Below are 13,065 nucleotides of genomic sequence, written 5' to 3'. Positions count from 1 at the left end.
GCGCCTGGCGTTATGCCCCTTCGAAGTGATACTTCATGTCGGTGGCATGGGTCATTTTGGTTACGACCTGACTGGTCAGCTGATCGGTCAGCTTCAGCGCGTCCTGCATGGTCTGATCCTCAAACTGTTGCAGCAGCAGCCGGGCCTTTTTCGGCTGAGACTTGTAGAGCGTCAGGTACTCTTGCTCCATGTTCTGCTGACGTTGGGCCGTCTGTTGCTCAAACGTGCTATAGGCGCGCTGAACGTCTGGCGCATAGGCGTTGTAATCCTGCATGACCAGGGTTTGCAGCGTGCGGAACTTCCAGTTGACGGAGTCATCGCTGGCCCGATCGCTCCCCTTGTCGTAGCCCGGCAAATAGTGCTCAATGCCTTGATAGTAAGGAATATAGACACTCAGTGCGGACATCCCGAAGGCGACGTATTCCACTTCGCCGATCGCTTTTGGCAGGTGAGGACGGACCTGCAGGATGTGCGACTCCTGGGTGCGGAATACTGAGATCGGACGGTAAGGCTCTTTCGGGTTGTTGTTGGCATAGGGGTCGTGCGTGGTCCCCTGATAATGGTTACGCAGCGCCAGCTCTACGTCGGCAATACTGATCTTCTTGGCCGGGGTGAGGAAGACCGGGAAGTTTTTACCGTCGGTGATGGTGGTCTTCAGCTGCGGGTTGAACATGTGCTGCAGCGTCCAGACGCGCGGATAGTTATAGGTCACATCGTTTTCGACGTCCTGAGAATAGGCCTTGTGGAAGTCGAAGGCGCCGTCTTTCGGGCGGTACAGTCCATGCTGTTCGGCAAAGCTGATCAGCGTCGGGGATCCCAGGTAGTTTGCGGTGTCTTTCGGATCATATTGACGCAGGCGGCCCTGATTGGCGGAGATCAGGTATTTGTCCGCTGGCAGGCGGGTCGCCATCCACTGGTGGCCGCTGCCGGTCTCCAGATACCACAGATCGTGCTGGTCAACAAAGGCAACGCCAAAGCCTTCACCGGCTCCCTGCTGCTCAATGATCTTGCCCAGCAGCTCAACGCCCTCACGCGCGCTGTGAATACGCGGAAGCACCACGGTCTGGATAGCGTCTTCCGTGATCCCGGTTTTCTCTACATAAGGATCGGCCTTCAGCGCCGGTTGCCCGTTGTAGAGCGTTTCGGTCGCGGTCATTCCGACGCCGGCGGAGTTGAAGCCGGCTTCACCCATTGATTTATCCTGGGTATCAAAATCGTGAATGGCGGTGTAGCGCAGCGCCTCTTTCGGCAGTGGATAGGTAAAGTCATTACCGTGGGATTTAAACACCCCGTGCTGATTATGGGCCGCCGGGTGGATGACCATATGCTTGGCGTTATTTGCTGAGTAGTCTTCGTTTCGCGCTGCGATAAAAGAACCATCGGTCGTGGCCTGATTGCCCACCAGTATCGTCGTACAGGCCATGGCCTGGCCGACGCACAGCGTGGCGATCGCTGCCGCAGGCAGAGTGGTTTTCATAAGTGACTCCAATCGTTATAGGTATTGCTTCGTAAATCGCCTTCACAGTAGATCGCGTCAGCGTCAGTTACAAACCATGTCAATAAAAAGCGCGTTACCTTCTGTAAGCGGAAATGACCACGGCGCCAGTCGGGAATGGCGGATCGAATAAACCACATAAAACTGTGATTAATATCACTCTGAAATGTAATTATCACGAAATGATTAAGTATCGGTGTGATTCCTATCAATGAATATTACCCGCTCGTCGCTACACTACGCTTTTTGTATCAGGAGAGTCTGCGATGTCCGTCCTACTTGCCATTGCCTTAACCACTGGGATCCTGTCGGCCGTGTGGGGATGGGTCGCCATCAGCCTCGGACTGTCCGCCTGGGCCGGTTTCCTGGGTTGTACCGCGTACTTTGCCTGTCCGCAGGGGGGGCTGAAAGGGCTGGGTATCTCACTGTGTACCCTGTGCAGCGGCGTGTTCTGGGCGGAGATCATCATCAACGGCAGCGCGCTGCAGCCGCATATGGCGCTGCTGGGGTATGGACTGACGGGAGCGGTGGCTTTTCTGATGTGCGTTCAGGCCAGCCAGCGTTGGCTCTCCTTTGTTCCGGGGACCTTTATCGGCTGCTGCGCCACTTTTGCCGCCGACGGTGACTGGCGTCTGGTGATACCGTCACTGTTGCTGGGGCTGCTGTTTGGCTATGGGATGAAAAATAGCGGCCTGTGGCTGGCGGCACGTCGGCGCCGCAGCGTACCGTTGCAGGAGGAAACTCGCGTTGATGGTGCAGAGGTTCGCTAGATCGGGGACATCACGCTGGTGGCTTTTTCAACGATTGTCCGCCAGTGGGAGCGATATCACCCTCATCCGCTTTTTTTCTCTTTAATCCCCCGTATAATTCACCACTCTCCTAACCGCTGTTATCCCCGACCGAGGTTGTCGTGCACCATTTTACTGCTCTGATACAACGCATTGTCCCCCAGCTACAGAAAGCGGCCCAGCAGGGTCCGGGACTGGTCAGAGTGGCGCTGCCCTTTGCGGCGGATGACAGTGATTCGATGCTGGCGTGGCTGGCGACCCAGCCGCTGTATCCGCAGTTTTACTGGCGCCACCGCAGTGATGAGGAGGAGGCCGCGGTGTGTGGGGCGCTGAAGGTGTTTCGCGATGCCGGGCAGGCGCAGGCGTTTATCCGGGGGTACAACCATCCGGATCTGCGGATCTGGGGGCTGAATGCTTTCGACCGCGTGGCATTGGATGGCTATGGTGAGGTGGAGAGCCTGCTGTTTTTACCGCGTCTGGCGCTGCTGCGCTACGGTGATAGGGCTGAGCTGGTGGTATACCTGTACAGCGAGACATCGCTGCAGGAGGATCTGCCGCGGGCGTTGAGCGATCTGGCCACGCTGCTGCCGCCGCAGCCGCTGGGGTCCCTACAGGCTCAGGTGCTGAGCGCCGCCCATCAGCCCGATCACGGCGCCTGGTGCGCGCTGCTGACCCAGGCGCTGGCAGCGATCGCCCGCAATGAATTTGCCAAGGTAGTGATGGCGCGCCGTACCACCTTAACCCTCTGTGAGCCACTGCGCGCAGCACAGTTTCTGGCCGCCAGCCGGGCAGTCAACCACCGTTGCTACCACTTTATGCTGGCGTTGGCGCCGCACCGGGCATTTTTGGGATCGTCGCCGGAGCGGCTGTACCGCCGTATTGGTCGGCAGCTGGAGACCGAGGCGCTGGCCGGTACCGTCGCCCGCGGTGAAAACGAGGTGCAGCGCCGGGCTAACGCGGCATGGCTGATGCAAGATGGCAAGAATCAGCATGAAAATCTGCTGGTGGTTGATGATATCTGCCAGCGCCTGTGCAGCGGCGCGGGTGCGCCGACGCTGGAGGTGATGGCGGCGGAGATTGTGGCGCTGCGCAAGGTACAGCATCTGCGTCGCAGCATCCATGTGATTCTCAACCGGCAGGATGATGCTGAATGCCTGCGCCGCCTGCAGCCTACAGCGGCGGTGGCTGGACTGCCTCGTGAGCCCGCACGCTATTTTATTATGCGCGATGAGCCCTTTGCGCGCGGCTGGTATGCGGGCTCTGCAGGCTACCTTGCGCTGGCGCAGGCCGAGTTTGCCGTTGCGTTGCGTTCGGCGCTGATCGAAGACGAGCGTATCCATTTGTATGCCGGTGCGGGTATCGTGGCGGGCTCGGATCCGCAGCAAGAGTGGCTGGAAATTGAGAATAAGGCGGCCGGTCTGCGTACGCTGCTGGAGGGCGAGAGCCTGTAGCATCGGAGACAAAAGCTGCGATCGGGGCGGTATATGCGCAGTACACGGATTGTGATATGGATGAGGCTGGTGTACCATATTGGTCATATTTTATATTTGATTCTCTTTTAAATCATAGTGTTACACTGTGCCTCTGCGTGGGGTGTGCTGTACACCAACGCGCGCGTCAGGAAGCCGCTGCCAGCCTGCCCGCTGCAGCTGCAGGACGTGCAATCCGCTAAGCCACTGTTGAGTCGCCATGTCATCTATTCTGTTTAACCGTCGCTGGGCCTCGGTGCTGCTTGAAGCGTTGACCCGTCACGGCGTACATCATGTCTGTATCGCTCCCGGTTCCCGCTCTACGCCGCTGACGATGGCGGCAGCATCCCATCCCCGCCTGCATAGTCATACCCATTTCGACGAGCGCGGCCTAGGGCATTTGGCGCTGGGGCTGGCCAAAGTCAGTGGTCAGCCGGTGGCGGTGATCGTCACGTCGGGAACGGCCGTTGCCAATCTCTATCCGGCGCTGATCGAGGCCGGTCTGACCGGAGAGCGGCTGATCCTGCTGACCGCCGACCGTCCGCCAGAGCTGATCGACTGCGGTGCCAACCAGGCGATCCGCCAACAGAACATGTTCGCCTCCCACCCGACGGAAACCCTCAGTCTTCCCCGGCCTACGCCAGATATCTCCGCTGCCTGGCTGGTTTCCAGCATCGATAGCGCCATGGCCCGCCTCGACCACGGCGCACTGCACATCAACTGCCCATTCGCAGATCCGCTGTACGGCGAGGATGACGATGGACAGCAGGGGTGGTCTGCGGCGCTGGGCTGCTGGTGGCAGGGCGAGACGCCCTGGCTGCAGGAGAGCTCCCCCTATACGGGCGCGCTGCGTGCAGAGGTGGATTGGGCGCAGTGGCGCCGCCGTCGCGGGGTGGTGCTGATTGGCCGCGTTGACGCCGAAGCGGGCCGACAGGCGGCCGCGTGGGGTGAGGAGCTGGGCTGGCCGGTGCTGGGGGATGTGTTGTCGCAAAGTGGCCAGCCGTTGCCCTGCGCCGATCTGTGGCTTCCCCATGCAGAGGCGCGCCGCCTGCTGGCGCAGGCCGAGATTGTCGTGCAGTTTGGCGCCAGTCTGACCGGTAAGCGTCTGCTGCAGTGGCAGGCAGCCTGCAAGCCACAGCGCTACTGGCTGATTGATCCGTTGCCGGGGCGGCTTGATCCCGCCTGTCACCGCGGCCGCCGTCTGGTGGCGCCGGTGCAGGCATGGCTACAGGCACATCCTGCGCAGCCTGCCGCCCCCTGGGCACCGCAGTTGAAGGTGCTGGCCGGGCGGGCTGCCCAGTGCGTGGAGCAAACGCTGCAGGCGTCGTTTGGTGAGGCGCAGGTGGCGCACCGGCTGGCACAGCTGCTGCCGCTGCGGGGACAGCTGTTTGTCGGTAATAGCCTGATCGTGCGCCTGGTCGATGCGCTGGGGCAGCTGCCTGCAGGCTATCCGGTATACAGTAACCGTGGCGCCAGCGGTATCGATGGACTGGTTTCAACCATTGCCGGGGTACAGCGCGGCAGCGGGCTGCCGACGCTGGCGATCCTGGGCGATCTGTCGGCGTTGTACGATATTAACGGTCTGGCGCTACTGCGTCAGGTGACTGCGCCGACGGTGGTGATCGTGGTGAATAACAACGGTGGGCAGATTTTCTCCATGCTGCCAACGCCACCGGCGGAGCGCGAGCGCTTTTACCTGATGCCGCAGAATGTGGACTTCCGCCACGCGGCGGCGCTGTTTGATTTGGACTACGCCTGCCCGGTGGACTGGGCGGCGCTGACCGACGCGGTCTCTCAGGGCTGGCGGCGTTGCGGGACGACGCTGATCGAACTGCGGGTACCCGGCACGGCGGGCGCGGAGGCGCTGCAGCAGCTGCTGGGTAAGGTGGCCGCGCTGTGATCCTGGCCTATCGCCGTCTGGCGGCTGCGTCTCCCGATGCGCCGACCCTGGTATGGCTGCACGGTTTTCTCGGCAGTCACCGTGAGTGGCTGGCGCAGGCGCAGGCATTGCCACAGTATGCGCATGTGCTGATCGATCTACCGGGGCACGGTGACTCGGCGGCGCTGACGGTGGACGACTTTGCCCGGTGCGATGCCGCGCTGCGCGATACGCTGCGCGCCGCCGGGGTAACGTCCTATGGGCTGATCGGCTATTCGCTGGGCGGTCGCCTGGCGATGTATCATGGCTGTCAGGGTGCATCCGGTCTATGGGCGCTGGCGGTCGAGGGGGGAAACCCCGGACTGGAGACGCCCGCGGAGCGCCAGGCGCGGCAGGCACATGACGGCCGCTGGGCCGACCGCCTGCGCAGCGAGCCGCTGGCGCAGGTGCTGGATGATTGGTATCGACAGCCGGTGTTTGCCGATCTGGATGAGTCGGCGCGGGCCGACCTGGTGTCGCTGCGCGCCGGCCAGCCCGGTGCGGCGCTGGCGCAGATGCTGCAGGCGACCTCGCTGGGTGTCCAGCCACCGCTGGGCGCGGCGCTGGCGACACTGACCTGTCCGTTATGTTATCTGTGCGGTGAACAGGACACCAAGTTTCGCACGCTGGCCGGGCGTTGGCGGCTGGCGGTACGTCTGATAGACGGCGCCGGCCACAACGCCCACCGCGCCAACCCGCGGGCGTTTCGCGACGCGCTGGGAACCTTTTTAACGACATCAACCCCCGGCTGACGCGCCAGACGCGCCGCCGGGTCGGCATCTTTATTAACAGGAAACGTATTATGCTGTATCCAAGCGAACAAGAGCTGTATGCCCCGATCGCATGGCAGGACTGCAGCGGCGACTTTGAGGATATCCTCTATCACAAGTCCGCCGACGGTATTGCCAAAATCACCATCAATCGCCCGCAGGTGCGCAACGCATTTCGCCCGCTGACGGTGAAAGAGATGCTGCAGGCGCTGGCCGACGCGCGCTATGACGACGGTATCGGCGTGATCGTGCTGACCGGCGCCGGTGATAAGGCGTTCTGCGCCGGCGGTGATCAGAAGATCCGCGGCGACTACGGCGGCTACCGCGATGACAGCGGCGTACATCACCTTAATGTCCTCGACTTTCAGCGTCAGATCCGTACCTGTCCGAAGCCGGTGGTGGCGATGGTGGCTGGCTATGCGGTCGGCGGGGGCCACGTCCTGCATATGATGTGCGATCTGACCATCGCAGCACAGAATGCTCAGTTCGGTCAGACCGGCCCGAAGGTCGGCTCCTTCGACGGCGGTTGGGGGGCATCTTATATGGCGCGCATCGTCGGCCAGAAAAAAGCCCGCGAGATCTGGTTCCTGTGCCGGATGTATGACGCGCAGCAGGCGCTGGATATGGGGCTGGTCAACACGGTGGTGCCGCTGGAGGATCTGGAGAAAGAGACCGTACGCTGGTGCCGTGAGATGCTGCGCAACAGTCCGATGGCGCTGCGCTGCCTGAAGGCGGCGCTCAACGCTGACTGCGATGGGCAGGCTGGCCTGCAGGAGCTGGCGGGGAATGCCACCATGCTGTTCTACATGACGGAAGAGGGGCAGGAAGGGCGCAACGCATTTAACGAAAAGCGTCAGCCGGACTTTTCCAAGTTTAAGCGGAATCCGTAATGCGTCAGGCCACGTTGTATCGCTATCGTCTGCCGGTGGACGCCGGTGTCGCGCTGCGTAACCAGCGGCTGAAAAGCCGCGATGGGCTACTGGTGCGGCTGCACGAGGACGGACGCGAAGGGTGGGGCGAGATAGCCCCGTTACCGGAGTTTAGCCATGAAACGCTGCCTGAAGCTCAGGAGGCCGCGTGCCGCCTGTTGGCGCAGTGGCAGGTGGGCGCGGCGCCGGCGGAGAGCCCGCTGCCATCGGTTGCCTTTGGCCTGAGTTGTGCGCAGGCGGAGCTTTCCGGTACGCTGCCGCAGGCAGCCAACTACCGATCGGCGACGCTGTGCAACGGCGATCCCGATGCGCTGTTTCAGGTGCTGCAGTCGATCCCCGGCGAGAAAGTGGCCAAGGTGAAGGTCGGGCTGTATGAGGCGGTGCGCGACGGAATGATCGTCAATCTACTGCTGGAGGCGCTGCCGGATCTGCATCTGCGTCTGGATGCCAACCGTAGCTGGACCCGGGCCAAGGCGGATGGTTTTGCCAAGTATGTCAATCCGGACTGGCGCGACCGTATTCTGTTTCTGGAAGAGCCGTGCAAGACCCGCGATGAGTCGCGCGCCTTTGCCCGCGACACCGGGATCGCCATCGCCTGGGATGAGAGCGTGCGCGATGCGGACTTCCGCGTCGAGGCGGAGCCGGGCGTGGCGGCCATCATCATCAAGCCGACCCTGACCGGCAGCCTGCAGCGCTGTCGGCAGCTGGTGACACAGGCGCACCAGGCGGGTTTGAGTGCAGTGATCAGCTCCAGTATTGAATCCAGCCTGGGGCTGAGTCAGCTGGCGCGCATGGCGGCCTGGCTGACGCCGGGCACGCCGCCGGGTCTGGATACCCTGATGCTGATGCAGGCGCAGCTGCTGCGGGCATGGCCGGCGTGTACGCTGCCGCTGTGGGGTGAGGATACGCTGGACGTGGTATGGCAGGGGTGAGGTGCTTTGACGACTGGCCCTGGCGTCACTGGGCGCATCAGCGTCCGGCCGATATCGCGCTGCGCAGCGACGGCGAGGAGATTGACTGGCAGACGCTGGCGCAGCGTATTGATGGGCTGGCCGACGGGCTATGCGTACAGGGCGTCGTCTCCGGTGCCGTAGTTGCTTTGCGGGCGAAAAATGGCCCCGAGGCGCTGTATGCCTATCTGGCGTTGCTGCAGCTGGGCGCCCGGGTGCTGCCGCTGAACCCACAGCTGCCCGCCGCGCTGCTCGACGTCTTGCTGCCGCGGCTCAATGTGGCCTTTATGCTGGATTTGGCGCCCGGGCCTGCGCTGAGCTGGCCCGAGGGGATTCAGACGCTGTATTTACGTTCGGGGGCGGCCGCGGCGTCTGCCCCATGGGCGTCCCGGCGCCAGGCGACGCTGACGTTGACCTCGGGGTCCAGTGGGTTGCCTAAGGCGGCGGTGCATACGGCTGCAGCGCATCTGGCCTCGGCCCGGGGCGTGATCTCCCTGATGCCACTGGCGGCGCAGGATACCTGGCTGCTGTCGCTGCCGCTGTACCATGTCTCCGGACAGGGGATCGTCTGGCGCTGGCTGCTCGCCGGTGCCCGCCTGGCGCTGCGTGCGATGCACCCGCTGGAACGGGCGCTGGACGGCTGTAGCCATGCGTCGCTGGTGCCGACCCAGCTGTGGCGTCTGCTGCAGTCGCCGCAGCCGGTGGCCCTGCGCGACGTTTTGCTGGGAGGGGCGATGATCCCGCTGGCGCTAACCCAGGCGGCGGAGGCGCGCGGTATTCGCTGTTGGTGCGGCTATGGTCTGACGGAGATGGCCTCCACGGTGTGCGCCAAGCGTGCGGATGCCCTGCCGGGCGTGGGAACGGCCCTGTCGCAGCGTGAGGTTTGCCTGGCGGCGGACGGCGAAGTCCTGCTGCGCGGCGACAGCATGGCCTGCGGTTACTGGCAGGATGGACGTCTGCACCCGCTGCTGGGTGACGACGGCTGGTTCCATACCCGCGATCGCGGGGCGTGGGCGTCCGGCGAGCTGCGCATACTGGGGCGGTTGGATAACCAGTTTTTCAGCGGGGGTGAGGGGATCCAGCCGGAGGATATCGAGCGTATTCTGCAGCAGCATCCGGCGGTTTCTCAGGCCTTTATCGTGCCGGTGGATGACGCCGAGTTTGGCCAGCGTCCGCTGGCGGTGGTGGAGTGCAGCGTGGCGCCGGCGTCGCTGGCCGCCTGGTTGGAAAGCCGGGTAGCGCGCTTTCAGCGTCCGGTGGCCTGGCTTTTGCTGCCCGAAACGCTGAAAAGTGGCGGGATTAAAATCGCTCGCCGTCAGGTGCAGCAGTGGGCCGTGCAGGCCTACCGCGCGCAGGTGGATCTGACCTGACGGTACCCGGTGTCGCCCGCTTGCCGTACGGCGACGTCGGGATAATCTTAAATAGTGCGCCCGGCCTGGCAACGGGGCGCTTTTTTTATTCTGTTTCTCCGGACTTCCCGCTATGCTAACGCCCTCGGGGCGCTCTGCGCCACGCCTCCCGTCGCCGTTCTCACGCGGAGCGGGGCGGTGAGCCGATGACCCCGCAGGGCGGGTGGATGCCGGAGGCGCATTTTTCACCGGTGGGGCGGCTGGGTGTTGGGAAAATGTTGGAGCACATTTTTTAATGTTTGATAAGGAAAATTCAATGAAGAAGTCGTTTTACTGCCTGGTAGCCGGCAGCGCGCTACTGTTGAGTGGGGCAGCACAGGCGATCAGTCTGAACGGACAGGCCGGTAAGGATTTTACCAATCTGGAGGTCGGTCTGGGGACCGGGTCGTCAGGCCTGTACTCGACCCTGAACTGGGCACACAGTGATAATGACGGTGATATCGTTGGCCTGGGACTGGGGTTGGGCGTACCTTTGGGTTCCGCCATCATCTCCGTGGGCGGTAAGGCCATGTATCTGAATCCGAAGCACAGTGGCGGCGGCAGCGATGACTATGCCGTGGCGATCGGCGGCGGCGTTAACCTGCCGCTGGGTCAAAGCTTCGCCCTGTACGGCTCTGCCTACTATGCGCCGGACTCCCTGTCCAGCGGAATTAAAGACTATACGGAGGCTACCGGTGGGGTGCGCTGGAACGTGATGCGTCCACTGAGTGTGGACGTCGGTTACCGCTATATTAATCTGGCCGGTAAAAACGGTCACCGCGATAATGCAGTCGCCGATGGTCCCTACGTTGGGGTCGGTCTCAGTTTCTGACGACCGGTACGGCGGCGTTTACGCGCCGCCTGTTTCTCCCGCGCTCCTTTATTTCGTCCCTTCCCTGTTTTCCCATCCTGGCTCAGTACATCAGCGGCAGCCCCAGCCCCCGTTTGACCGCCACCAGCGTTTGCTGACTGACCTCGCGCGCCCGTTCGCTTCCTGCCTGCAGGATCTGCAGCAGCTGGGCTCGATCCGCCAACAGCTCGGCGCGCCGCTGACGGATCGGCGCCAGCAGGGTCTGCAGACACTCCTCCAGCTCGCGTTTACACTGGCTGTCGCCGAGGCCACCGCGGCGGTAGTGCGCCTTCATCTCGGCCACCCGTTCGGCGCAGGGATGAAAGGCGTCGAGATAGGTGAAGACGACGTTGCCCTCGACCCGTCCCGGATCGCTGACCCGCAGATGGGCGGGATCGGTGTACATGGCGTGAACCGCCGCCCGGATCTGCGCGGGATCGGCGCTGAGCGGCAGGGTATTCCCCAGGGATTTGGACATCTTGGCGTTGCCGTCGATGCCCGGTAGCCGCCCTACCTGGCTGAGGATCGCCTGGCAGGGACGCAGCACTGGCTGTGGCAAAAGGGTGTTCATGCGCTGGACGATCTCGTTGGTTTGCTCAAGCATCGGCAGCTGATCATCGCCGACTGGGATGCGATCGGCGCCGAACGCGGTGATATCGGCGGCCTGACTTATCGGGTAGAGCAGAAAACCGGCCGGCAGCGAGTTGGCAAAGCCTTTCTGGGCAATCTCGGCCTTTACCGTGGGGTTCCGCGCCACGCGCGCCACGCTGACGATATTCATATACAGCATCGTCAGCTCTGCCAGCGCGGGCAGCGCCGACTGCAGGCACAGCGTAGCCCGTTGGGGATCGATACCGACTGCCAGATAGTCTGCCATCACCTGTAGAATGTTGTCCGCCACCTTTTGCGGTTGACTGCCGTTGTCAGTGAGTCCCTGTAGATCGGCGATCATCACATACAGCGGGAATCGTTGCTGCAGCGTAAGGCGCTGGCGCAGGGAACCGACGTAGTGGCCGAGGTGCAGTGGGCCGGTGGGACGATCGCCGCTCAGGCAGATGTGCTGTTCAGCGTCGTTGGGGGAAGAAAGGTGTGGCATGGTTGCTCTCCGTTAATCGATAGCTGCGCCGGAGTGCGTCCATTGGAAATACCAAGTCGCCTTCCGGCGGCTTGGTTACTGAAATCAGAAGAACACAGTATCGGGCCGCCGCAGTAAACGGCGCCACCAGCGAAAGGGGATCAGGCGGGACAGTGTAATTTTCATCGTTTCACCATACTGCCTTATCCCACCTCTGGCAAGAGCCCCGCCGCGATTGACAGCTGTATGGCGATCACTGCGACACCGCACAGCAGCACCAGCCACAGCAGCGGGCGGCCGCCGGCGACCCGGTAGCCGTTGGGCAGTCCGCCGTGGCGACGGCGGGTTTGCCATACCAGCAGCGCCGGCAGCAGCAGCGCCAGCACCGCCAGCGCGATGGCGGCGTAGCCCAGCGCCATGACGAATCCCTGCGGATAGAACAGGGCAAAGGCCAGGGGCGGAATAAAGGTCAGAATGCCGGTCTGCAAGCGCCCGGAGGCGTTACGGCGGCGTTGGAACAGATCGCCCAGATAGTCAAATAGCCCCAGTGACACGCCAAGAAACGAGGTCGCCAGCGCCAGGTCGGCGAACAGATGCACCGCCAGCTCGACATGAGGCGCTGCCACCACGGCACGTACCGCCTGCAGCAGCCCGTTCAGTCCGGCATGGGTCGCTAGCAGGCCGAGAAAGGTGTGGTTGCTGATGGTGCCCAGGGTGGCCAGCTGCCAGAAAATATAGGCCAGCAGCGGAATGGCACTGCCGGTAATGAAGATGAGCCGCAGGCGGCGCATATCACCTTTCATGTAGCTGACGATGCTCGGCACGCTGCCGTGGAACCCAAAAGAGGTAAAGATGACCGGAATAGCCGACAGCGCCAGCCCTTTTTCCAGCGGCATGCTGAGCAGGTTGGTATGCTGAATGTGGGGCATCATCAGCGTCAGCATCACCACCAGCAGCACGATTTTGGCGCTGAACAGCAGGCGGTTGAACAGATCGACCGAATGGGTACCGACGCTGACGATAGTGCCACCGGCCAGCGTGAACAGCAGCACCCCCACTGCCGGTGAAACCGACAGTGACAGCCACTGTCCCAGGCTGGCGGCCAACAGCTCACCGGCACCGCTGATATAGGCCGCGGTGAGCGCGTACATGAGGAACAGCATGCTGATACCGGCCAGCCATTGGCCGGGGCGCCCCAGATAGCGGCGGGCCAGGGTGCCCAGCCCTTCATCGGCCGGGGCATGCTGGTAGACTTCGACCATCAGCAGAGCCGTGTAGCACATCAGCGCCCACAGCCCGATCAGCATCACCAGCGTGGTACTAAAGCCGACGCCGGCGGCGGCCAGCGGCATCGCCAGCATCCCTGCGCCAATGGTGGTTCCTGCCACGATAAAAACACTGCCAATTGTACGATTTCTCACGCTTTCCTCTGC

11 protein-coding genes are annotated in these 13,065 nt (G+C 62.7%); 8 read left to right on the top strand and 3 right to left on the bottom strand.

Annotated elements, in window-relative coordinates:
• Positions 1-10: 10 nt before the first annotated feature.
• Entirely contained in the window at positions 11-1,477 is a 1,467-nt protein-coding gene (locus EIEH_RS08830; protein WP_015871929.1) for a C69 family dipeptidase, read from the bottom strand.
• 284 nt (positions 1,478-1,761) lie between these two features.
• Here EIEH_RS08830 and EIEH_RS08825 point away from each other — a divergent pair, with 284 nt between their 5' ends.
• The 8 genes from EIEH_RS08825 (at position 1,762) to EIEH_RS08790 (ending at position 10,539) form a co-directional block, all read left to right on the top strand.
• A complete protein-coding gene (locus EIEH_RS08825; protein WP_015871928.1) occupies positions 1,762-2,265 on the top strand; it encodes a DUF1097 domain-containing protein in 504 nt (167 codons plus the stop codon).
• 140 nt (positions 2,266-2,405) lie between these two features.
• Complete coding sequence (menF, locus tag EIEH_RS08820) at positions 2,406-3,734, top strand: isochorismate synthase MenF (protein ID WP_015871927.1); 1,329 nt, start codon at positions 2,406-2,408, stop codon at positions 3,732-3,734.
• A 238-nt stretch (positions 3,735-3,972) separates the two neighbouring features.
• Complete coding sequence (menD, locus tag EIEH_RS08815; RefSeq protein WP_015871926.1) at positions 3,973-5,652, top strand: 2-succinyl-5-enolpyruvyl-6-hydroxy-3-cyclohexene-1-carboxylic-acid synthase; 1,680 nt, start codon at positions 3,973-3,975, stop codon at positions 5,650-5,652.
• The gene (menH, locus tag EIEH_RS08810) at positions 5,649-6,422 is read left to right on the top strand and encodes a 2-succinyl-6-hydroxy-2,4-cyclohexadiene-1-carboxylate synthase (protein WP_015871925.1); all 774 of its coding nucleotides are present in this window, start codon (positions 5,649-5,651) and stop codon (positions 6,420-6,422) included. Before menD ends, menH begins: the two co-directional genes overlap by 4 nt.
• 50 nt (positions 6,423-6,472) lie before the next feature.
• Positions 6,473-7,330, top strand: a complete 858-nt coding sequence (gene menB, locus EIEH_RS08805; RefSeq protein WP_015871924.1) for a 1,4-dihydroxy-2-naphthoyl-CoA synthase — start codon at positions 6,473-6,475, stop codon at positions 7,328-7,330.
• The gene (gene menC, locus EIEH_RS08800; RefSeq protein WP_015871923.1) at positions 7,330-8,301 is read left to right on the top strand and encodes an o-succinylbenzoate synthase; all 972 of its coding nucleotides are present in this window, start codon (positions 7,330-7,332) and stop codon (positions 8,299-8,301) included. Before menB ends, menC begins: the two co-directional genes overlap by 1 nt.
• A complete protein-coding gene (menE, locus tag EIEH_RS08795) occupies positions 8,289-9,689 on the top strand; it encodes an o-succinylbenzoate--CoA ligase (RefSeq protein WP_035609301.1) in 1,401 nt (466 codons plus the stop codon). Before menC ends, menE begins: the two co-directional genes overlap by 13 nt.
• A 295-nt stretch (positions 9,690-9,984) precedes the next feature.
• Positions 9,985-10,539, top strand: a complete 555-nt coding sequence (locus EIEH_RS08790; RefSeq protein ID WP_015871921.1) for a YfaZ family outer membrane protein — start codon at positions 9,985-9,987, stop codon at positions 10,537-10,539.
• Between the two features lie 82 nt (positions 10,540-10,621).
• Here the strand turns inward: EIEH_RS08790 and trpS are convergent, their stop codons facing one another.
• Entirely contained in the window at positions 10,622-11,653 is a 1,032-nt protein-coding gene (gene trpS / locus EIEH_RS08785) for a tryptophan--tRNA ligase (protein WP_015871920.1), read from the bottom strand.
• Positions 11,654-11,835: 182 nt separating this feature from the next.
• The gene (gene tyrP, locus EIEH_RS08780) at positions 11,836-13,053 is read right to left on the bottom strand and encodes a tyrosine transporter TyrP (RefSeq protein WP_015871919.1); all 1,218 of its coding nucleotides are present in this window, start codon (positions 13,051-13,053) and stop codon (positions 11,836-11,838) included.
• Positions 13,054-13,065 lie beyond the last annotated feature (12 nt).

The organism is Edwardsiella ictaluri ATCC 33202, from assembly GCF_000264785.1.
Taxonomy (GTDB): domain Bacteria; phylum Pseudomonadota; class Gammaproteobacteria; order Enterobacterales; family Enterobacteriaceae; genus Edwardsiella; species Edwardsiella ictaluri.
The sequence above is the reverse complement of the archived record's forward strand: the minus strand, read 5'-3'. Positions and strand labels throughout refer to the sequence as shown.

Excerpts from the sequence above, each read along its gene's own strand:
- EIEH_RS08830 (WP_015871929.1), bottom strand. The coding sequence starts at position 1,477 with ATGAAAACCACTCTGCCTGCGGCAGCGATCGCCACGCTGTGCGTCGGC.
- EIEH_RS08825 (WP_015871928.1), top strand. The coding sequence starts at position 1,762 with ATGTCCGTCCTACTTGCCATTGCCTTAACCACTGGGATCCTGTCGGCC.
- menD (WP_015871926.1), top strand. The coding sequence starts at position 3,973 with ATGTCATCTATTCTGTTTAACCGTCGCTGGGCCTCGGTGCTGCTTGAA.
- menB (WP_015871924.1), top strand. The coding sequence starts at position 6,473 with ATGCTGTATCCAAGCGAACAAGAGCTGTATGCCCCGATCGCATGGCAG.
- menC (WP_015871923.1), top strand. The coding sequence starts at position 7,330 with ATGCGTCAGGCCACGTTGTATCGCTATCGTCTGCCGGTGGACGCCGGT.
- menE (WP_035609301.1), top strand. The coding sequence starts at position 8,289 with ATGGCAGGGGTGAGGTGCTTTGACGACTGGCCCTGGCGTCACTGGGCG.
- EIEH_RS08790 (WP_015871921.1), top strand. The coding sequence starts at position 9,985 with ATGAAGAAGTCGTTTTACTGCCTGGTAGCCGGCAGCGCGCTACTGTTG.
- trpS (WP_015871920.1), bottom strand. The coding sequence starts at position 11,653 with ATGCCACACCTTTCTTCCCCCAACGACGCTGAACAGCACATCTGCCTG.